At 42.2% G+C, this 21,348-nt stretch carries 20 protein-coding genes and 3 tRNA genes; 12 read left to right on the top strand and 11 right to left on the bottom strand.

From position 1 onward, the window contains the following. The first annotated feature begins 135 nt into the window (after positions 1 to 135). A complete protein-coding gene (locus tag ACL6C3_RS15715) occupies positions 136 to 555 on the top strand; it encodes a DNA-binding protein (protein ID WP_413168166.1) in 420 nt (139 codons plus the stop codon). Between the two features lie 285 nt (positions 556 to 840). On the opposite strand, the gene ACL6C3_RS15710 is transcribed toward ACL6C3_RS15715, so the two are convergent. The 4 genes from ACL6C3_RS15710 to ACL6C3_RS15695 form a co-directional block, all read right to left on the bottom strand. Further along, on the bottom strand, positions 841 to 1,809 hold the full coding sequence (locus tag ACL6C3_RS15710) for a protochlorophyllide reductase (RefSeq protein ID WP_413168165.1): 969 nt from the start codon (positions 1,807 to 1,809) through the stop codon (positions 841 to 843). A gap of 673 nt (positions 1,810 to 2,482) precedes the next feature. Continuing rightward, positions 2,483 to 3,838, bottom strand: coding sequence for a DCC1-like thiol-disulfide oxidoreductase family protein (locus ACL6C3_RS15705; protein ID WP_413168163.1), 1,356 nt, complete (start codon positions 3,836 to 3,838; stop codon positions 2,483 to 2,485). Positions 3,839 to 3,852: 14 nt separating this feature from the next. Further along, the gene (locus ACL6C3_RS15700; protein ID WP_413168162.1) at positions 3,853 to 4,350 is read right to left on the bottom strand and encodes a hypothetical protein; all 498 of its coding nucleotides are present in this window, start codon (positions 4,348 to 4,350) and stop codon (positions 3,853 to 3,855) included. Between the two features lie 57 nt (positions 4,351 to 4,407). Then, positions 4,408 to 5,685, bottom strand: coding sequence for an NAD(P)/FAD-dependent oxidoreductase (locus ACL6C3_RS15695; RefSeq protein ID WP_413168161.1), 1,278 nt, complete (start codon positions 5,683 to 5,685; stop codon positions 4,408 to 4,410). A 433-nt stretch (positions 5,686 to 6,118) separates the two neighbouring features. Between ACL6C3_RS15695 and ACL6C3_RS15690 the strand changes: the two genes are divergently transcribed. Continuing rightward, positions 6,119 to 6,200 (top strand) — tRNA-Leu (locus tag ACL6C3_RS15690). Between the two features lie 130 nt (positions 6,201 to 6,330). On the opposite strand, the gene ACL6C3_RS15685 is transcribed toward ACL6C3_RS15690, so the two are convergent. Further along, positions 6,331 to 6,403 (bottom strand) — tRNA-Arg (locus ACL6C3_RS15685). 59 nt (positions 6,404 to 6,462) lie between these two features. On the opposite strand from ACL6C3_RS15685, the gene folB reads away from it, so the two are divergent. Further along, on the top strand, positions 6,463 to 6,822 hold the full coding sequence (folB, locus tag ACL6C3_RS15680; RefSeq protein WP_413168159.1) for a dihydroneopterin aldolase: 360 nt from the start codon (positions 6,463 to 6,465) through the stop codon (positions 6,820 to 6,822). Positions 6,823 to 6,827: 5 nt separating this feature from the next. On the opposite strand, the gene ACL6C3_RS15675 is transcribed toward folB, so the two are convergent. Both ACL6C3_RS15675 and ACL6C3_RS15670 read right to left on the bottom strand, forming a co-directional pair. After that, positions 6,828 to 7,322, bottom strand: a complete 495-nt coding sequence (locus ACL6C3_RS15675) for a DUF4168 domain-containing protein (protein ID WP_413168158.1) — start codon at positions 7,320 to 7,322, stop codon at positions 6,828 to 6,830. A 52-nt stretch (positions 7,323 to 7,374) separates the two neighbouring features. Continuing rightward, a complete protein-coding gene (locus ACL6C3_RS15670; protein ID WP_413168157.1) occupies positions 7,375 to 7,875 on the bottom strand; it encodes a DUF4168 domain-containing protein in 501 nt (166 codons plus the stop codon). Between the two features lie 405 nt (positions 7,876 to 8,280). Between ACL6C3_RS15670 and ACL6C3_RS15665 the strand changes: the two genes are divergently transcribed. The 4 genes from ACL6C3_RS15665 to ACL6C3_RS15650 all read left to right on the top strand — a co-directional run bounded on the left by ACL6C3_RS15665 (position 8,281) and on the right by ACL6C3_RS15650 (position 11,891). Continuing rightward, positions 8,281 to 8,706, top strand: a complete 426-nt coding sequence (locus ACL6C3_RS15665; protein WP_413168156.1) for a hypothetical protein — start codon at positions 8,281 to 8,283, stop codon at positions 8,704 to 8,706. A gap of 300 nt (positions 8,707 to 9,006) precedes the next feature. After that, positions 9,007 to 10,476: an alpha-amylase family glycosyl hydrolase gene (locus ACL6C3_RS15660; protein WP_413168155.1), complete on the top strand. Its 1,470-nt coding sequence runs from the start codon at positions 9,007 to 9,009 to the stop codon at positions 10,474 to 10,476. Positions 10,477 to 10,545: 69 nt separating this feature from the next. Continuing rightward, on the top strand, positions 10,546 to 11,085 hold the full coding sequence (locus ACL6C3_RS15655; protein ID WP_413168154.1) for a type II CAAX prenyl endopeptidase Rce1 family protein: 540 nt from the start codon (positions 10,546 to 10,548) through the stop codon (positions 11,083 to 11,085). 101 nt (positions 11,086 to 11,186) lie between these two features. Beyond that, positions 11,187 to 11,891 (top strand): polysaccharide deacetylase family protein, encoded by a 705-nt coding sequence (locus ACL6C3_RS15650; RefSeq protein WP_413168153.1) that lies wholly within the window; start codon positions 11,187 to 11,189, stop codon positions 11,889 to 11,891. 166 nt (positions 11,892 to 12,057) lie between these two features. Here ACL6C3_RS15650 and ACL6C3_RS15645 read toward each other — a convergent pair whose 3' ends face one another. Further along, positions 12,058 to 13,488, bottom strand: coding sequence for an MFS transporter (locus tag ACL6C3_RS15645; RefSeq protein ID WP_413168152.1), 1,431 nt, complete (start codon positions 13,486 to 13,488; stop codon positions 12,058 to 12,060). 493 nt (positions 13,489 to 13,981) lie between these two features. Here ACL6C3_RS15645 and ACL6C3_RS15640 point away from each other — a divergent pair, with 493 nt between their 5' ends. Next, complete coding sequence (locus ACL6C3_RS15640) at positions 13,982 to 16,093, top strand: UvrD-helicase domain-containing protein (protein ID WP_413168151.1); 2,112 nt, start codon at positions 13,982 to 13,984, stop codon at positions 16,091 to 16,093. A gap of 193 nt (positions 16,094 to 16,286) precedes the next feature. Here the strand turns inward: ACL6C3_RS15640 and ACL6C3_RS15635 are convergent, their stop codons facing one another. Further along, positions 16,287 to 16,940 (bottom strand): hypothetical protein, encoded by a 654-nt coding sequence (locus tag ACL6C3_RS15635; RefSeq protein WP_413168150.1) that lies wholly within the window; start codon positions 16,938 to 16,940, stop codon positions 16,287 to 16,289. A gap of 254 nt (positions 16,941 to 17,194) precedes the next feature. Here ACL6C3_RS15635 and ACL6C3_RS15630 point away from each other — a divergent pair. From ACL6C3_RS15630 to xerC, 3 genes are all read left to right on the top strand, one after another. Next, positions 17,195 to 17,268: transfer RNA gene (locus ACL6C3_RS15630), tRNA-Val, on the top strand. A gap of 209 nt (positions 17,269 to 17,477) precedes the next feature. Next, complete coding sequence (locus ACL6C3_RS15625; RefSeq protein WP_413168148.1) at positions 17,478 to 17,774, top strand: Arm DNA-binding domain-containing protein; 297 nt, start codon at positions 17,478 to 17,480, stop codon at positions 17,772 to 17,774. Between the two features lie 171 nt (positions 17,775 to 17,945). Beyond that, positions 17,946 to 18,536 (top strand): tyrosine recombinase XerC, encoded by a 591-nt coding sequence (gene xerC, locus ACL6C3_RS15620; protein WP_413168147.1) that lies wholly within the window; start codon positions 17,946 to 17,948, stop codon positions 18,534 to 18,536. On the opposite strand, the gene ACL6C3_RS15615 is transcribed toward xerC, so the two are convergent. Beyond that, a complete protein-coding gene (locus ACL6C3_RS15615; RefSeq protein ID WP_413168145.1) occupies positions 18,533 to 18,790 on the bottom strand; it encodes a hypothetical protein in 258 nt (85 codons plus the stop codon). The two genes, xerC and ACL6C3_RS15615, sit on opposite strands and share 4 nt — an antisense overlap. Positions 18,791 to 19,617: 827 nt before the next feature. Beyond that, entirely contained in the window at positions 19,618 to 19,929 is a 312-nt protein-coding gene (locus ACL6C3_RS15610; protein WP_413168143.1) for a hypothetical protein, read from the bottom strand. Positions 19,930 to 20,104: 175 nt separating this feature from the next. Here ACL6C3_RS15610 and ACL6C3_RS15605 point away from each other — a divergent pair, with 175 nt between their 5' ends. Next, a complete protein-coding gene (locus ACL6C3_RS15605) occupies positions 20,105 to 21,307 on the top strand; it encodes a glutathione S-transferase family protein (RefSeq protein WP_413168142.1) in 1,203 nt (400 codons plus the stop codon). The last annotated feature ends 41 nt before the right edge of the window (positions 21,308 to 21,348 follow it).

Raw genomic sequence — 21,348 nt, 5'->3', positions numbered from 1 at the left:
CCTGACCAGTCAACAGGTTTCGGTCGAACCGCGCTACTCCGCGCCACCGAATAGCAGATCCTTGACCATTGATCCGCAGATAATTTATAATCTAGATATACAGTTTCAAAACTATTGCGATTCCCTATTAGTTCAATGTTTGTCGGTACTACAGAAGCAGCCCGTATTTTAAAAATCTCCACCGCTCGACTGCGAGTTCTCCTAAGCGCAGGCCGAGTCGAAGGTGCCTATAAGACCGGGAAAATGTGGCTCATTCCCCTGGTTAAGGGCGAACCCATAATTGAGCGAGGTACAAGAGGGCCTGCTCCCCGTTGGTGTAATCTCAAAAAGCGTGCAAAAAAGATTGTTCACGTTAATTCTCACAGAATTCGCCAAAATCAAAAACACCAGGAACGACTTCCCGTGATTACGGTCAGAGAGGGCAACACCAATACTTACGGGCATACTGTCGAAATACAGGGAGGATGTCGTGTTGTCTATAGTCCCGATAAACCTCTCCGTTGTGGTGCCAGGGTTTGGATTGAAACCTTTTATGATGTTCAGGTCGTCGGTTAGTCAAAATCTCTTGATCTCCCCACAGTTTTATAATCGGTATTCAACGGGACTTGATCTTAAAATTTACCTGGTTTTTGACCTTTAATCTATTTTTCTTGGGCTAAAACATAAAAATATAACCATAAAAAAGCTCAAACTTTGCAGTCTGAGCCAATGAAACTTAAGCAAAACTTGTTATTCGTGAAAACACGATATTAAACTTGTCAAACTTTAAAGTCAAACTTTAAAACAGAGAAAAAAATGCGATCGCTAAAAGCGTTTTAAATTCAAATTCGGACCGACAAATTAACCCATTCCGACCAACTTGGCGCTCAATTCCCACAACCGCTGGGCTTTTTTATCATCGAGCGCTTCATTAGACATTTCTTGAACAAAAGACTTTCGACCTTCTTTTTGTCGGTTTCCCCAACTCCAATAGACGCCGGAGGTATTATATTCGGGGTCAGCCACAACCATCGCCACCCGTTCCCCCGCCAATTCTTCGGAAACATATCCGCCGGTAATATTCTTCTGGAACCAGGGAAAAATCTTTTGAAACAAAGGATAATGATTTCTGAATAAAGCCGTCGTTGCGACACAACCGGGATACAAAGAACTAAACACAATTCCCGTCGGTTCGTGATAGCGGCGGTGCAACTCCCGCATCGTTAAAACATTGCAGAGTTTGCTATCTTTGTAAGCCTTACCCGACTTGAACTTTTTCCCATCAATCATCGCAATCGGCGCTTTAAATCCCGCTTCCAACCCCTGCATATTTCCCAAGTCGGGAGGTGCGGGAATTGGAATTTTTCCGCCCAATTCTTTCGGGTTGGCGGTAACGGTTCCCAAAATAATCAGTCGGGGTTCGGAACTCGCCGAATGTTTCAAATCCTCCAACATGAGGTTGCACAGCAGAAAATGTCCGAGGTGGTTCGTCGCCACGCTGAGTTCGTAGCCATCCTCGCTGCGTTGGGGTTCCTTCTCCAACGGAAGATAAACCGCAGCGTTGCAAACCAAAGCATCGAGAGATTTACCGCTTTCTCGGAACGTATTGACAAACTGGCGAACACTGTTTAAAGACGCCAAATCCAGACGCATGATAGTATAGCTGTCTGCGGGAATTCCGACCGTTTGAGCGGCGTTTTCCGTCTTCTCCAAATTCCGACAAGCCATCACCACATACCAGCCCTTTTTAGCCAAAGCTTTTGCGGCTTGTAAACCCACTCCCGAGGATGCGCCCGTAATCACGACAGTTGGCTTCTGATGTTGTTCCATTGTGTTCTGACTGAGTAGATCGCTGTTGATTTTGTCAGGATCTAATCCTACTAAATTATGAGATTATATTGTCTCACTGTTGATCGTCTACTGGGCTTGTGGCGGGGGTGAAGTGTTTAGGAAGCTTGTCTGCTATTGGAAAACAGCCACAGTGAAGAACTATTACGAACTGTTTCCCCTGGCGTTACAACGTTCAAATTGTTAAGAAATATTGGGGTTGGCGGTTGGCTTTCAGATTTCACTGAAAAGGTTACAGTCAACAGTTATCGGTACATCGGTTTTTCCAGGCGGTGTCTGAAGCCGACTCGTACCCTGCGTCAACCGGTGACGGGAAAATCACTGATAACCGATTGAGCGAAATCCGTCCCGACCACCTATCCGACTGGCGACAGAGAGAGAAAAATCAAAAACTCTATCTAAAGATAGGCGTGGATTTGGATTTCTGCGTGTGATAATTCAGAGGAATGAATGCGTTTGTTTGTTCCTTATCGACAAGAAAGACTTGAGGGTAGTTTTAAGGGACTGGGTTATTTGCTCAGTCCTTATTTTTTTTTCTGTCTAACTCACATACACATTGATTGAATTTTTGTCCAGAGTTTGTAACTATTCTTAATATTTTGCGGGTTCGGGTATCCATGTTTGGAGTACCAGGACACCCGAGAGAAAAATCGGCCTATTTCTGGCGAGAGTTTATCGAGCAAGTTTCAAAACTGCAAGGGGTAAAACGTTGTCTTCGAGAAGCAACAAACTTGTAGATTTTAGGGCCGAAAGTTGATGAACCCGGAACATAGAGAACCAGTCGTAACGGCCACAAAATTGGAATATACCGCAAAATTTCTCGAAAAGCAAAAAATCCTTTTCTGACCGCTCCATTCGGCAAAATTAGGTGCATTTCCTCTAAACAAGCTTGCAGGGAAATTTGGGGATGAGTTTTAGCCACCGTTTGCCATCGCATTTCTAAGTCACTGTAAATTAGACGGTTAAACCAATCAAAATAACACAAAACAGTCATCGAGCGAATGCAGAGGGGACACTGACCGTCATAGAGAATTTCGGGTTTGTTGTTTGAGGCGGAAGACCAGGGGCGAGCGGTGAATTTTTGAACAATAGAAGCCCAAGGAATAAACACCGCATAAAGAGCAATAAACTGGAAAAAAGGCGCTCTCTGTGCCAGATAAATCCCGATGTGAAAAGACGCTCCCAAAGGGATATAAATCCAGACTAGCTGCGGGAAAATAAGCACCAGAAAGAAAGTCGCTTCAAACCAAACCGCCATCAAAGAAGAAAGCACCGCCATCGTGTGGTTATGTGCCAACCAAACTCCGATATCGCTTCCCCACCGCAAACCATCCGTTAATAAATAGTATTGCAGCGTATAGCCGTTAAACCAATCCAATCCATCGTTTGTTAATTTAGCCAGTCCTGCACTCAGATAAACCAGTGCAAACATCCACTGAATAAACAGCAACGGCCAAAAGGCAAAATTGCTATTTTCATCGACAATATTAAAGGCTTCAAACTGGCGTTTATTGAGGTTAAATTTAATCCTTCTTCCGATGTCATCAACAGATAAAACGCGACCGGATGGACTCAACGCCAGGACAAATAAACCTATCATCATTAAGGCTTCTGGATGATGATATTTCCCAAAAGAGTAGAGATATTGTTGCATCCAGAGACAGCCGAGAGAAAAGGGAATTAAACTCCAATTTGTTTTGAAACCAAATAACGCAAAAATACCCGTTCCTACGCTAATCCAATAGATAATCGATAGAAAAATATCCGGGGGCGGTTCCGTCCAGCCAAAAGGTAAAGTGAGTAACTGAACAAAAGGTAACGGAGTATAAACGGCACCCGACCATGAAGCCCGCTCAAAAAGTCCGTTTAAATAGTTCGGTTTTAGAATCAGGATGAGTTGAAAGCTGACAAAAATAATCCGACAAATGGCAAGGTTAAACAGGGGAGCGGGACGAAACCAGTAAGCGTTCCATGCTGCTAGAATTGAATTTTGATGTTGTTGTAATCTCATCGGGGTTCTCCCTACTATTTTTTATAGATTGTTTTGTTCAAGGTTTTGGGAAAGGTTTTAATTCCATCTTTGGTAATTTGATAAGTGTCAACATTTAAAAAGAGTTCCTGAATTTGCTTGCCATTTTTGGCTTCGTACATTTTGAGAACTTCCGATAAGGTCTTTTCATCTTTTTCTAGATTAGCCGCATAAAATTTGAACTTGTAGTCTTTTAATCCCAGTGATTTATGATTGACAACCGCTTCGGTTCCATCGTTTAATTTTGCCATCAGCGAATGCTTTTTAACGGTATCTCCTTCATAGTTAGCGCTGCTGTACATGGCATAAGATAAAAAAGGATAAAGTACCGGGTCGCAACCGACGTTAACCGTCGCGGGTAAAAATGAGAAGATTTCTCCCAAGCAAAACAATCTGACCGCAGCCCCACCTTGCAAAATTAAACACAGAAGGATAAAAGGAGAAATCAGCTTTTTTGCATTGTTTTCGAGATTTATTGAGAATGTTTTTTTCATTGTGTTTCCCTGATTTATGCTAATTTTTGGCTGGAATATAATCAAATAAAAACAGAATTACAAGAAGAATGATACCGCTTTTCTAAATCGATAAACTCCTTGTCTCAGTCCTTGAATCAATTGTTGATAAGTTTTGATTCCGAATCGTTTTAATCGGTAGCAAACGACTTGGTAGCGGTGGGAAATTGTGGGCATTCTGAGCAGAATGTAAACGCATTTTCGACTGAGACAAGCGAGAAATCCTTTTAACTCGATTCCAAAACTTGATACAGTTGCTTGGTGAATTCCTAGCGTTAACATCTGTCCCAAATGCAAATAATGAAACGCTCGTAATGGTCGTTTCTCTATTGCTGATTTGAGATTTTTAGCGGCACAATTTGCCTGTTGAAATGCGGCTTGAGCGGTTGTAGGAATTTGTTGACCAAGGCGATCGCGAATATCGGCTAAATCACCCAAAGCAAAGACTTCTGGATAATCCAGCAGTTGCAATGTCGGTTGAGTCAAGAGTTGTCCTTGACGATTGTGTTGACAGTCGAGAAGATACAGCCATTGTCTGGCTTGAGTTCCCATCGTTCCCACGACTAAATCAACAGCAACAGTATCAGTTTTATTCCCTTGAATTAGGGTAATAGAATCTTCGCCTACCGCCTCAACTTGGGTTTGAAACTTGATGTTAACGCCCCGATAATTCAGCGATTTATATGCCGTTTTTTGGCATGATTTTGAAAAGTTTTTGAGAATATTTTTACCGCGAACCATCAGAGAAATATCGCCTCGTTCTCCCAAACGATCTGCTAATTTACCCGCTAATTCAACGGCATTTGCACCGCCTCCAATAATTCCAACTCTAATTTTAGACCGATTAGAATTTTCAAGCCTGTGCAGTTTTTCCTGCAAATCTATTGCATCCGCAAGGGTTCGGAAAGCATAAGCATGAGTTGAGACGCCCGGAACTGTATCGCAATGGCTTCGCCTTCCCACTGCTAGAACTAAATAATCATAGAATAAAGGATCGCCCTCTTGCAGTTGAATTTGATGTTTTTTTAAATCAATTCCTTTCACCGTTGCTTGATGGAATTGAACATCTGTATCCATCAATAACTTTTCAAAGGAAGGAGCGACTTCCCAGGTTTGCAGTTCTCCGGTGATTAATTCATAGAGAAAGGGAGTAAACAGAAAGCGCTCTTTTTGATCGATTAAAATAATTTCCGGTTTTTTCCCTTTAGACCAAGATAGATGATCTAAGTACAAAGCCGTATATAATCCAGCAAAACCACCACCCAAAATACAAATTCGAGTCGGAGTGATCGACCCTGATTTTAAGTCTTGCAGCATATTTATGTTTCCTCGGGAGAGGATGCGAGTCACTACTTGGAAAGAAACGATCAAGAATTGGCGAGATCAACGCTCTGCAAGCGACAATAATGACGGCTCTGAGTTTTTTCAGAGATTAATTGGAAAACTTGAATGAACTTGATGAAACAATCCGTTTCAATTTATCTTGTTAATAGAACTGAAGAAAAGGTGTTTATGTAAAGTTATCCGGGGATTTATGTAAAAGTTTTGTAAAATCTCTCTGGATTGTTCTGGGAATATAGCTTGATGCTCGAACCTTTAGACGACTATACTGTTAGAGTGATCAATTCGCTTTGTTTACAGGCTCGCGCCAGGTTCCGACTCCGGCAGATGGCTCAACCTCTTTCTCGCTTTGGTGAAATTCATTGCACCCGTTCCCTTCTACTGTGCTATGATGGAATACTAGCAATCAGCGGACGTGGCGGAATTGGCAGACGCGCTAGATTTAGGTTCTAGTACCGCAAGGTGTGAAGGTTCAAGTCCTTTCGTCCGCACTTCAAAAAAAAAGTGAGTAAACCTGCATAAAGTCTATTGACTTTAAAGCTTCTAACTCCGTTCACCGATTAGGTAACTCAAGCTGGAGTTAGAAGCTGAAATCACGTTAGGGTAAGCTTTTTGACCTAACGAGCATGGAGGGATTTGAACCCCCGACCCTCAGAACCGGAATCTGATGCTCTATCCACTGAGCTACATGCCCACATATCTGTAAACTATAGCATAGTTTTAACTAATTGGGAAATTCAAAAGATTAAATTAATGGATGCCATTCAAATTCGCCAAATTCGCGGCTATGGTTACACGGGGTATTTACCCGAAGAACAAAAGCTCGGTCAGTGGTTTGAGGTAGACTTAACCTTGTGGTTAGATTTAACCCAGGCCGGAGAAAGCGACGCGATCGAAGATACATTAGATTATCGGCAAGCGATCGCCATTGTCAAGGAACGGATTCAAAGCTGCAAATTTGCTCTAGTAGAACGCTTGGCGAGTGAAATTGCTCAAGCGTTGTTACAACAGCCTCTGGTTCAACAGGTTAGAGTCCAGTTAACCAAACCCAATCCTCCCATTCCGGATTTTGGGGGTCAAATTCAAATTGATATCACCCGAACCCGAAGTTAAGCCGATTAAGGATTAGAAGACTCAGAAAGTCTTAAGATTTCCGCCTGAATTCGTTGCCTAAATTGAGCATCGCTTTGTTGGCGAAGGGTAATTTCATTAAATCGAGCCACCGTTAACCCCCTAGACTCAATAATCTGTTTGGCTCGATCGCAATAACTCACAGCGAGTTGGGGTGCATTTCCCGGAAGAGCATTAATACTACTGGGTTGATCGCAAACAATCCGAGGAACTTCCCCAACGATTTTTTTAATCTCATTAAACACTTGATTTCTTCTCGGTTCCAATGCCAAAACCACACGGGCATAATTGGTAATTTCTTCGTTGGTAAAATTGGGATTAACTTGAGCGTGAACCGGACTCAAGCCAAAGCGAGGAGATTGTTCAGTGAGGGTTGGAGTTAACCCGGCAAGCAAGCTAACAGCAGAAAGAAGACTAACGCTTAAAGCTTTTGAGAGCAATTGAGAGGAGATACCAGAAAACAGTTGAGTGTGAGTATTCATAGTGAATGCGCTATAGGTGATTGATACATAAAATGATCGAAAATCGAGTCAGTTAGTTTCCCGAGGGTTGTTGAAGTTGTCGCAAAGCATTCTGAATTCGAGATCGCAGTTGAGCATCAGTTTGTTGAATGCGGGTAATTTCATTGAATCTCGAAACGGTGAGATTGTTGTCCTCAATCATTTTTTGAGCGTGAGAACAGTAATTCGTCGCCAACACCCGCACATCCTGCTTTAAGCGGTTGAGACTGCGCGTTTCGCTACAAACCACCATCGGCACCGACTCACCAACGATCTGTCGAATTTCATCATAAGTCTGTTGACGTTTGGGTTCAATAGCCAACACCGCACGAGCATAGTTGAGAATTTCCCCATCGCTGAATTCTTGACGAGATTGAGCCGATGCAACCGGAGTGAGTGTTGTAGACGGTAGCGTTGTTAGATCCGGGACAATTCCAGCGATCGCCGCTATCATAGAACAAACGCTGACCAGTATCAACTGGCCCCGTTTCGAGTTGACGTGCAGATCAAGACAATTGCGGAAAAAATTGGTCATGTAATTTCAGTCTCCAAGCTGAGAAACTTATTGCTACCCACAACAGATGGCAAGCTCAGTAATTTTGAGTGTTTCTAACAGTAAGAAGTTCCTCACAGCACAAACCGAGAGCCAATCGAAAGGGTGGTCAGTCCCATCATGGCTTGTGGAAATTATATCTTGACTCTTGGTTTGAAAACAGGTGTCAGGGGATAGGGAATAGGGGAGATGGGGGTGCAGGGGGAGATGGGAAATAGATTTTGACCTAGGGACACCTGGCCTGGCGCCCTTTTTTGAGGATTTCTTGACATCAGTCAGGAGTTGTAACAGATTTCTCCCTTCTTACCGTGAGTCTACGGTTAACATGAGTAATTAAACTGAGTCACCCCGATTCGTTAGATTGTAGATCGCAAGGAGAATGATTTCGTGAATGCAGCAGAACAAGCAAATAACGTCCAAGTAGCAAGCAAAATCGCATCGGTGGTCAATTTATTCAAAGCACAGTTTCCCGATGTTCGAGTCGATCTCAAACCCTGGATGAACGATCCAGATACACGGGAATTAGTTGATCCTGATTCCATTGACATTGGCTTCCATTTTCCCGGAAGAAGCCGTTTAATGCAAAGTCGCTCTATTCTGATTCAAATTCGTTTCTATCAAGACCCCTTAGAAGGATATCGGCGAGCGATTGGAGTCGAAGCCGCAGGATACGATCATACCGGACAACAATGGAAAGTTTCAACTGTAGACAATTGGAGTTTTGAAGGTGCCACTCAACCGACTTCCGATTCAGCAGATAAGCTAAAATACTTTTGTCGTCAGGTTTTAGAATTGTTTAATAAGACCAATTAAACCTATGCTTTGATAGTATTTTCCGGGTCAATTATTGGTGTTTACAGGAGTGAAAAATGCACGAACATTTATTTTCTATTATCATACACGAATATCGGTCAAGCGATCGAACAAGCTTTCGTTCGGGTTGGTTCAACTCAATCAATACGGTGAAACTCTAGAATCAAACCAAACCGGGGGCGGGTGCGCCCCTTCTCCTCACTAACGTTTTGATTTCAAGAACTTAAAAAATAGAGAAGGATTTGAATCGGGTCAGATTTCTTGTTAAACTGCGATCGCATTAACCCGGAGAACTCCGCGATGAATTCCCCTGACTATCCGACTCTCTATCAAGTTAACACTCGTGTTCGACTCAGACAACTTTCCGATCAATTAAACCGTCCGACAACTTTAGATGATATTCTTGATACCGAACTCGATGAATGGGTCAATCTTGGGTTTAATTGGATTTACTTGTTAGGCGTTTGGGAAACGGGCATTTTAGGACAAAATGTTTCTCGAACTCATCCCGGTTGGCGTCGAGAATACGAAGAACTTTTGAGCGATTTACAAGAAGATGATATTTGCGGATCTTGTTTTGCAATTACTCGCTATCGGGTCAGCGAACTTTTGGGCGGAAATGAAGCGTTATTGCGGTTAAAAAAGCGCCTTCAGCAACGGGGACTAAAACTCATGGTTGATTTTGTTCCCAATCATACCGCAATAGATTCTCCTTGGGTGGAAGAACATCCCGATTATTATATCGAAGCAACAGTTGATGATCTCAAACGAGAACAGCTAAATTATGTACAGATTCCCTTAGCCGGAGAAAACCGAGTTTTTGCTCACGGACGCGATCCTTATTTTCCCGGTTGGCCTGATACTTTACAACTCAATTATAACAATCCTGCCGTACCCAAAGCAATGTTAGCAGAATTATTACAAATTGCTCAACTTTGTGACGGGGTTCGCTGCGATATGGCGATGTTAATTCTTCCCGAAGTCTTTCTACAAACTTGGGGAATGACAACAGAATTGTTTTGGCCAGAAGCAATTGAAAAAGTCCGAAACCAACATCCATATTTTGTATTTATGGCGGAAGTTTATTGGGATATGGAATGGACGCTACAACAACAAGGATTTGATTTTACCTATGATAAAAGACTCTATGATCGCCTGCGAGATCGACAAGCCGATCCGGTGTTAAAACATTTTTGGGCGGAGATCAATTATCAAAGCAAATTAACCCGGTTTCTTGAAAATCACGATGAACCTCGGGCCGCCGCAACGTTTCCCCCTGGCGTTCATCAAGCTGCCGCTATTTTAACATATCTTTGTCCGGGTTTGCGCTTTTTCCACGAAGGACAATTACAGGGTTTTCCCAAAAAAATATCCGTTCATCTCCAACGGGGACCGCAACAATTAACCGATCCAACTTTAGCGTCTTTTTATAATCGCTTATTGGCTTGTTTGCGCTTACCTGTTTTTCATCATGGAACTTGGCAAATGCTTGAATTTCAGCCCGCTTCGGAAGATAATTTTACCTGTCATAATTTTATTGCGTTTAGTTGGTATGGAGAAAATAAATGGTTATTAATTGTGGTTAATTATTCGCCGGATTCTGCACAAGGTTATCTACAAATTCCCTTTGAAGATTTACAAAACAAAACCTATAAACTCCAAGATTTAATGAATTCGGCTGATTATGAACGCCAGGGGAATAAATTGTTATCATCGGGTTTATACTTAGATTTACCCGCTTGGGGTTATCATGTTTTTGATGTGAAATAGCTTGTAGTTGCGCTTTAGCGCAAAAGTGGGGGAAACAGTCAAAAAACAGATAACTGACAACTGAAAAGAATGATTATTATTCAACGACTCACTCATGCTATTTTAACACCGCTAACTTGGCAAAATTGGCAAATTGTAATTCTGAGTTTAGTCATTTATGGGTTGGTGGCTATTCCTTTGGGATTTTTATCGGGTTTTTTGCAGTTGAACCCCCGTTTGCGATCGCCAGGGGAAGTGTTAAGTGCTATCATCAAAGTGTTATTTTTCCCAGCGTTAGTTGAGGAAATTGTCTTTCGAGTCCAACTCATTCCCCATCCTGTAGAAGCAGTTTCTCTGAAAACCTGGGTGTTGTGGATGCTGCTGAGTTTGGGGTTGTTTCTGGTTTACCATCCGTTAAACGCTTTAATCTTTTATCCGGAAGGAAACCCCACCTTTTGGAATCCGATATTTTTAATTTTAGCCGGATTTCTCGGACTCATTTGTGCAGTAGTTTACAGATTAACAGGTTCTTTGTGGGGAATTGTTATCATTCACGGGTTAATTGTATTTGTCTGGTTGTATGTTTTAAACGGTATCAACAAACTGGTTAAAGTGAATGATTCTGAGTAATACGGAGAACCAATTAAAATAATCATTGACTTTTATTTAACTCCGTCCCTTTTGGATGAACTTGTTCTAAGTGTTTTTATTGTATATTTGCATTATTCATTATGTTTTTTATAACTCAACCTCTCGCTTCTTTCGTCGCCCAAACTTTCCCGGATGCTTTATTTTATAAACCGACAGATAAACCCGTCATTGCACTCACCATTGATGATGTCGGAGATACCTCAACTCAATTTATTTTAGATGCAATTAACAAACATAACCAAATCGTTAATACACCCGAACACCAAGCCAAAGCCACTTTTTTTCTAACCACAAGTCATTTGATGGGAAAAAAAGAGACAATCATTAATATTTTAGAACAACAGCATGAAATTGGCAATCACGGTGTTTTTGACCGCACTCACGCCGACCTTGAACCCCAAGAATTTGAAGAAGAATTGTTGAAAGCCCATCAAGAATTAACCGAAGATACAGAAGCCAAAATAAAATGGTTTAGACCGGGGCGAGGTCGTTACAACCCAACCATGCTAAAATCTTTGCTAAAACTGTCTGAAACCGAAGGATATAATCGTCAATTTGCTTTAGCTTCGATGATTCCCATTGATACTTATACGTTAACAGAACATCCGCTTTTTACGGTCGGTTACGTCTCTCAATTCGTGTTTCCGGGTGCAATTTTAGTGCTGCATGGCGGTTCGATGATAAGGTCGAAAAACACGGTTTTGGCGTTAGAGAAACTCTTGCTAGAATTAACCCAAAAGAATTACAAAATCGTCAGTTTAACCGAACTGTTTGAACAACATTAAGTCAACTAAAATTCAACTAAAAAAAACCAGTAATTTTTGCTGGCTATAACCTCTCCCCACCCCCCTTTTTCAGGGAATCCCCCCGGCGAAGCCGGGGGGATTGATCGGGGGGCAAGGGGTAATATAAGGGGGAATCAATGCAACTTCACACCCGAGTTAATATCAGCTATTCCGCGTTAACAGACTCCAAGGTTTTTCCAGTCGTTTCCACCCGAAAGATATAAGTCAAAACGGCTGCTAAAAGACAAATTAAAGCCAAAATAGACAGCAACAAAGGAACACCAATAGAATGCTGTAAAATCGGCAAAGTAAACGCACCTAACACCGCTCCAGCTTTTGCAAAAGCCGCAGCAAACCCCGCACCGCTCGCCCGAATAGAAGTGGGAAACACTTCCCCAGATAACAGAAAAGTAGTAGAATTGGGGCCGGAATTCATCATTAAATTAAACACAAAGAAACCGACAAACACCAAAATAATACTTGTTCCGTTGCCCAATTCCAACGTATTAGAAGCCGCCAAAATTAACAAGCCGACAGCCATACCGATAAAACCGATAATTTGCAGGCGAATTCGTCCGACCCGTTCAATGAATAGCACGGCAATGAGAAAACCAACAATTAAAAAGATATCAACAAAAGCCGATCCCATTGCCGAAGCCTTTTCTCTGGCGATAAAACTTTCTTTTCCCGCAAACGCCAAAGCGCCAATAATAGTCGGGGTAAAAATTCCAATTCCATAAGTGGCAATATCTTGTAAAAACCAAGGAACAGAAGCCAATATTGTTCGGCGCAAATATTGGGGAGAAAATAACGAAGAATAAGATAAACGAGATTCTTGTTTGGGGGGGTCAGTTTCCGGGGTGATAATAATCGGTTCATCCAGCAATGTAGAGGCGGCTTTTGAAGCTTCGTCGTATTCTTCTCGATTAATATGGTAAAGGGGACTTTCGAGTAAGAAACTAATTCGTAAAACACCCACAGCGATCGCCAAAATTAACCCAACTCCCAACATCCAACGCCACGAATATTGAATCATGGGTAAAGGCGAGTCGGGATAAACAATTTGAAAAATATGTATCACCGTTAGTCCGGTAACAGCACCCAAAAGCGCACCCACCGCTTGAAATGTAAAGGCGCCAATTACCATTCGACCTCGCAAATGAGAGGGAACATTTTCAGTAATATAAGAAACGCTGATCGGATAGTCCGCCCCAATACCAATACCCACTAAAAATCGAAAGAAAATGAGTGAAGTTGCATCCCAAGCCAAGGCAGTTCCCGCAGTTGCAATCACAAAAATTGCGACATCCACCATTAACATCAGTTGACGTCCGACTTTATCGGTAATTGGGCCGAGGGTAAAGGCGCCGACCATCGACCCGGCGATCGCCGCCACCGCCACCGCCCCGATCTGCGCCGATCCGAGGTTAAAGTCTCGCTGTAGGAAGGGGAGGGCGACACCGATGATAAAAAAATCGAAGCCATCCAAAGCGATGAGTCCCGCCGATAACGCCCATAGCAGCCACATCACGCGGGTAATGGGCGAGGCGTCGAGGCGTTGTTCAAAAGAGAGGGGTTGAGTTGCGGTTTTTGTCATTCTCAAATTTCCGAAATCTGGACTGATAATGGTGTGGGTTTCTACAGGGGGGGATACGGATGATACTATATCGCGTTTTCTGCGGTTTCAGTATCTATCTTAGGTCTTTTATTGGGGCAAATCTCTATGCAGAAATTTTACCCCTTCTTCGTAATTTTACGGTAATTTTACGGAGACGGAGAGGTTTTTTGAACTGAAAATTGTCTCAAATTTCAGTAGAATCCCCGTTACAAATCCAAGGTTAGAAGTTTAAACTAATAGTATTAGAGTCTTCACTACAACCCGGTCAACTAAATTTTTGGGGTTTTTGGGGTTGAACGTTTTTGACAAGGTTGACTGAGTGTTCAGCACAATATTAATTTTAGGGTTTTCTCTATCATTGATGCAACTGTGAATCTTCAGAGTGTTTAAAAGTTCTGAGTCGGGTTCTACTTTTGTTTTTTTCACTGTTTTTTTCACTTGTTATCGTTCACATTCTTTGGAGGTTTATACAATGGTTAGTTTTATGGAAAACAATTGGACGGTTACGCTGGCGAATACATTTTTAAATGAGGCGTTAAGCTTACCCAAAACGGTGAGTAAAAATCTCACAAAAACCGTTAAAAAGTTAGAGATAGATCCGATTTTTGCTCAAGGTGATGCGAAGAAACTGAAGAACTATAAAAATCTCTATCGGGTTCGTCTGGGTGACTATCGACTTATTTATGCAGTCGGAAAAAATAGTGTTAAACTGTTGAGTGTTCGCAAGCGAAATGAAAGAACCTATGAACTCGATTTATCTCATCAGAATACCGAAACACCCGATATTCCTCTAACCGAAATTGAGATAATTCCCGAAAAGGTTAATGCTGAAATTCAAACTCGGGTTGAGCCAGAAGTTCAAACCGTTTCCCTAGAAAGTTCCGCAATCAAGTTACCGAAAAAAATAACAAAAACTCTGTTAAAACAGTGGAAAATTCCTCAGGACTATTGGTCAAGTTTACTTCAAGTTGAAAGTGAGGATGATTTATTAAATCAATCCGTTCCTCACTTATACATTGAACGCATTTTAGATAATCTCTTTCCCCGTTCCCTCGAAGAAATTAGCAGCCAACCCGAATACAAACTGTTTGATATTAAAGACATAGAACGCTTTTTAGAAGGCGATATTACGGGATTTTTACTACAACTCGATCCCGAACAAGAAAGACTCATAAACTTTAACAGAACAGGCCCAATTTTAGTTAAAGGTGGCCCCGGAACCGGAAAATCTACCCTCGCACTTTATCGGGTGCAAAAGTTATTAGAAACCGGATGCAAATCGATATTATTTACCACCTACACCAACGCTTTGGTGAATTATTCAGAACAGCTTCTCGAACAGCTTCTTAAACAGTCTCCCGCTCAAGTTGGGGTGAAAGTCGCAACGGTAGACGCTTTGATTTATAAAACCTATATGAGTCGGTTTTCAAAGCCTCATTTAGCCAACAAAAAACAATGTTTAGACTTACTTGAAGACGCTGTAAAATGCTCTGAAATACCGGGTAAAAATGAATTTGATAAACAAGTCAAACGGGATAGTTTAAAGCGTTTGGGAGTTTCCTATTTGTTAGAAGAAATTTTGAATGTAATTCAAGCTTGGGGGATTAAAAGCTTAGACAACTATCTCCAACACAAACGACAGGGACGAGGGGTGGCATTGCAAAGTAATACTCGCACAGCCATTTGGATGATTTATCAAACTTGGCAAAAATTAATGAAAGAAAAAGGCTGGATAACTTGGGAAGAATTACGGTGTAAAGCGTTAGAAATAGAACTGAAATCTTCCCGCAAAAAATTCGATGCAGTGATTATCGATGAAGCTCAAGATTTGTCTCCAGTTTCCCTAAGATTTCTGTTGGCTTTAACTGCAAAAATAGAAAATGTTTATCTCACGGCTGATGCGTCTCAATCCGTTTATCAACGGGGATTTAACTGGACGCAAATTCACGGCGATTTAAAAGTAGCAGGACGCACAATTACCCTCAAACGGAACTATCGAAATACTCAACAAATTGCCACAGCTTGCGAGGAAATTTTAGCCGGAACAGGAGCCGGAGATGAGGACTGTATCCGCCAAAAATCTTCTCCCTATTTGGGAAATTGGCCTACAATTCAACTCGCAGATCATTTAGATAAACAAGCCGAAGAAATTGCAAAGTTTTTGATGGCTTCAGCCAAACAATTTCGTCTTCCTTTACATGGAAGTGCGGTGTTATGTCCGAACACTCAACTCTGCGAAAGTATCGCTCAACGTCTCCAGAAAATCGGCTTAAACGCGAAGTTTGTATCCGGTAAAAAAATAGACCTCAAAGCACATTATATTAAAGTGCTAACTCTCCATTCAGCAAAAGGATTAGAGTTTCCTTTTATTGCGGTAATGGGTTTACAGTCGGGTCAACTTCCCTATATTGAAAAAACATTACCCTTTGATGAAATTCAAGGCGAACTCGATCAACAACGCCGTCTTTTTTACGTCGGTTGTACGCGAGCGATGAGAGCTTTAGCCGTTTGCGGTTCTAAAACTTCTCCCTCTCAATTTCTAGATTCTCTGTTATCGAATCATTGGACAAAGCAAATCTTCTGATAATTAACCGATTTTCAGGTCAAAACCAGGCTCATTCGAGTATAATATCAATGAGCCGAATTTTTTTCTCTGTCTCCTTTTCGGCTGAGAAGTAAAGCCATTTGAAATCAGCAGAGACAGCTATTGATTCGACGGGGTTCAAAAAAACTAGAGTAGGCGATGAATTAGATGTGTACTGTTGTGAGTTTAACGATTAAAGTAGCCAGGTACTTTGAGAAAAATCATCATTAGAAGAAGTTTTAGGCTGATTTTTCACGTGTTCGGGACGATGAACTAACTGAGGTAAATTCTGTTTTTTATTGGGTTTAGCTTTCTGCTCTTGTTTGTCTTTCAGTTCTTGGTTCTCTTTTCTCAGGGTTTCCACTTCTTCGATCAGTTTAGTATTGGTTTCTGAGAGTTTAGAATTTGTTTCTGACAGTTGCAATGCCGTTTTTTGAGCCTTCTCCAGTTCTTCTTTAACATCATTGCGTTTGAGATCTTCTTGAAGTCGATCAATAAATTGACCTTTTTCCTCAACTTCCGACTGTAAATGTAACACTTTCTCTTGAAGAGTGCGTTCATTTTGCCGAGATGTTTCTAAATTTGAAGTTAATTCAGTAATTTGAGAGGTTAACTCAGTAATTTGAGAGTTTAACTCAGTAATTTGAACTTCGAGATCGGCTTTAGTGGGATTTTTTCGTCGCATAGGAGTCTCAGTTTCTTCAGATGTTGATGAGTTTTCAGTTGCTTTTTGTTCCTCCACCTCAGCAGAATTAACCACTTCAGCTTCTACAGTTTTTACTTCTGAGTCGTTGACTTTTTGAGCTTCCTGCTTGACCATATCCCCTAGACTTCGTTGTTTAGCCATCCTGTTTTCCTCAGATTACATCATAGTAGAGTAGCTCAGTGGCGAAAGTTCATACTTTTAAACATTCTACGCCACTTAAGTTTTTGACATCCTTCCATCCAAGTTTACCCTCTTAGCGTCAGACTTGAGCCAGTCCCACCCAATAAATTCTGCGATCGCTTCCGTCAAAACAGCTTCTGGGAGACCCATTTGGAAAAATTTTACTCTCAAGCTTGCAAATTTTAGAAAGTCTATGCTATAGTTATAAATCGTTCGGACGCATAGCTCAGTTGGTTAGAGCGCCACGTTGACATCGTGGAGGCCACAGGTTCGAATCCTGTTGTGTCCATTACCCCCAAACCCTTACAAAACTGGAGTTTGGTTGAGAAACCTTCGCCGGATCGCATTGCCAAATGCTCTACACGACCCCGATCTGTTGGTTCATTTTATCTCATTTTTAGCTATTATTGGATCGCAATTGGATCGTAGAGTCTACGGAGGAACGCGGATTTGGTTCGGGCGAAAAAGGGATCTGTTTCTATTGGATCGGATAGGGGTATGCTTCGACTGCTGTGGCGATACCAAGGCAAACGCTACGTTATGGCCTTGGGTGTTCCCGATACCCCAATTAATCGCTCCGTTGCCCAAATCAAAGCCAATCAAATCCAATTGGACATGGCTTCGGATAATTTTGATCCTTCTCTCAAGCGTTACAAATCCATAGCCTCAGTCGAGGGAGAGGCAATCACCTGTTTTGAGCTATTCGAGCAATTTATCGAATACAAACAGCAGTTTGTAGACCCCCGCACTCTGGAAAAGTACCGAGCCTGCTTGAAATATATTGAGGGCTTCTGAGGCGCACGCAAAGCCTGTGAAATCGATCAACCCCTGACCTTCGCCTTCTCTCAATGGTTGAAAGCCCAACTGTCGCCGCGAACCGCGAAAGAACACCTCAGCTTGCTCAAAGCCGCCTTTGAGTATGGTTTATAGCAGGAATTTGTCAGGGGCAATCCTTGGGTTGCGGTTGTGGCGACCTTCAAAATTCCTCCGAAAAAAGCTCCGGCTCCCTTCACCTGTGAAGAAATCAACCGGATTGTAGAGGGCTTTCGCAACCATCCGATTTACTTTTATTTGACTCCCTATGTGGAGTTTTTGTTTGATTCGGGGTGTCGCACCGCAGAGGCGATTGGGTTGCGTTGGGGAAGCGTTTCGGATGATTGCTCGACGCTGTGGATTGGAGAAACTCTCAGCAAGGGAGTCAGAAAAAGTACCAAGACAAACAAGGCGCGAACAATTCACACTTCCGAACGTTTGAAGGGGATATTACTGTCAATCAGACCGGAGAATCCCAGCCCGGAGAGTTTGGTGTTTGTGACTCCGAGGGGGAGCGCGATTCAGGAAAACAACTTCAGAAACCGAGCATGGGAACCAATACTCAAGCAGTTGGAGATTAAGTACCGAAAACCCTACAATACCCGCCATACCTTTATCAGCCATGCTCTAGAAAAAGGACTAACCCCGGCAACGGTCGCCTCAATGACCGGACATGACATTCAGACGCTTTACGATAACTACGCAGGGTGCGTTCAAAGCAGTCCGAAGTTGCCCGAATTTTAGGTGCGTTTTTTTGTCTTCTTCTGATTGCTCAGTAGGGAAGCTTGATAGTGTTCAATTGCCCTTTGATGGGCTTTTTCCGCTTGAGAATTCTGCATCCAGTCTTTGATTAAGTCCTCGTTGTAACGAACGTTGCGAGAATTAACCCGGATAAAGTGAATGCCTTCGAGCCAGTATTTTTTCTGGTATCTTTTCAATGTTGAAAAACTCACACTGAGGAGAGCGCAAGCTGCTTTTTTGTTCAGAAAGTTAGACATCGTTTCAATGCAACAGAGTAAAGTTTGCAGAAATTAAAACCCCCTTAAAGATTTGATAGATGCCATTTGAAAAAAATCTTTTAAGGAAAAAAATTCCCGAATTCCCCGGTTAAATTGTTGAAGATTTGCAGGTGTTGATCTCTTGTAGTTGATCGATTTAAAGAGGGATTGACAAGTTGAATTTCTGGGTTGATTTGTCGATAGATAGGTAAACTGAAGGCAATATTAGCGACTGATCTGCGTGCGTGAAGCCTTAATTTGCTGTTGTTTTACTGCCGACTGTAAGTTGGAAATTTTGGCTGAAAGATGATACATGGTTTGGCTCCGGGTGAATGTTTGAGTCCGCTTTCATCCGAGTTCCCCTAAAAAATTGATCTTCGGCTTCGGGTTCTACTTCGGAGTTGCTAGGTGAGTAGAATTGAGCCGATCAATTTGGATTATAGCCGATTTTTTCGCAAATCTGTCCACTTTTGATGATGATATTTTTCTGATGTGGGGTTAAATCGGACGGATATAGACGGGTGTAAAATTGGGCAACTGCACAGTTTTCATACCATTGATGTGATGTCGCTATTTGGGGAGTCCTGTTTAAATAACCACGCTCAAAAATTTGCCCAAGATATTTCTCGTTGGGTTATCTATCGAATCCATTCTCATAAAAGTTGATTGGTGAGACGCGAGATTGTAGATGAAGTTTTCACATTTTGAAGCTAGTTTAACTCGGTTCGGCTGTACGCAGACACCGCCGGATAAATGCTGTGTACCGATGGCTTTAATTTGTATAGACCAATTGTGAAGGGAGCAAGTTTCCATCATCGGCGATAGAGCTAATACCACGCACCCGCGATCGCATGAACATTGATTTTCGGATCAATTAAAATTTTTAACTTTACCCAAAAATTAGCTTGGGAGTTGGAATTGATAACAGTGAGTTTTAACGTGATAGAATAAAGCGGAACAAAAGCAAAATCGAGGGTTCTTCTCTCTCCTTTACCGGGGAGATTTTTTAATTTTTTAACGGCTCCCCACCGACTCCGAGAAATACCAAGATTTGGAAGCCCATAAAAAATAGAGAAACGATTAAAATCAGTCCGCCGATTATTAGGATGGCTCACAGTTTTGTAGGATTGATTGTTCATCACTTAACCCTAGTTTGAGAAGACCCGAATATCGTACCGCCTACCCTACAACTTAATTAAGGTTAAGTAAGGCGCGAGTGCTGGTAGAGAATTCCTCAAAGCTTGATATCAAGTCGTTGAAGCTAAATTTCTGAAAAGTTGATAAAATCTCTTTGATATTAATACATCTATAGTTATGACGACTCATCCTCTGACCTGGACAGAACTAGAAGCCCTCACTGACTTTGAGATTGATACCGTTAACGGCCCGACAAACGCTCAAGCACGTTTACGTTTATTTGGTCAAAACGAGTCTGATGTGCGCGTAACTCTCTATCGCGATAATCATGCTTGGTGTCCCTACTGTCAGAAAGTCTGGCTATGGCTAGAGGAGAAACAGATTCCTTACCGCATCAAAAAAGTCACGATGTTCTGTTATGGCACTAAAGAGAGTTGGTACAAGCGTAAAGTCCCCTCTGGGATGTTACCTGCTCTTGAACTTGATGGTCGTATGATTACTGAAAGTGATGATATATTGATGGCTCTCGAACAGGTATTTGGCCCCAACGTCTTCGGAATGAATGACTCCAAAGTTTTGCCGTTGCGACAGTTGGAGCGACTTTTGTTTAGGGCTTGGTGTGGTTGGTTATGTTATCCAACGCGATCGCAGGGACAAGATCAACGTAACAAAGAACAATTTATTGGGGTAGTGAGAAAGGTTGAAGAGGCTCTCGGTCGCACACCTGGCCCCTACTTCCTAGAGGAGTTTTCCACGGCTGATGTGGTTTTTACGCCCTATGTTGAACGAATGAATGCGAGTCTGTACTACTACAAAGGCTATTCCATGCGAGAAGAAAATCCGGGTTTGAGTGCTTGGTTTGATGCAATGGAAAGCCGTCCTACTTACCGAGGAACTCAGAGCGACTTCCATACCCATGTTCACGACTTACCGCCCCAAATGGGAGGTTGTTACGAAAACGGCGAACCCCAAGCCCGAATCAATCAGAAACGAGTGGATAACGGTCCTTGGACTGGACTACCGGATGTGAAGTATCCTGAACCCGAGAACTCTCGCGCTGAAGCTCTACAACGGGTGATTAAACACCGTACCAATATTATTAAAGTTAACCCCGCTGATGACCAGTTGTTTGATGAAGCGCTGCGGTGTGCTTTAACGTATATGATGACGGGTGAAATCTCGACACCGCCTTCTGGGTCTGATGTGGCTTTGCGATATTTGCGCGATCGTATTAATGTGCCACGAGATCTGTCGATCTATGCGGCTAAACGTCTGCGAGAAGCGTTAGAAGAAACGGCGGCTTTAGTGGGCGATCGCCAAGGTTCTCCGATTCCGGTTCAACATCGGCGAGATCAAGATCCAGTCAATTTTGCTTCCTAAATTTAGGAAAGATCAGTGTGAAGATAATAGGCTGATACTTA

This window comes from Capilliphycus salinus ALCB114379, assembly GCF_047276495.1.
Lineage (GTDB): Bacteria > Cyanobacteriota > Cyanobacteriia > Cyanobacteriales > Microcoleaceae > Capilliphycus > Capilliphycus salinus.
This window is presented reverse-complemented; position numbering and strand designations above follow the sequence as displayed.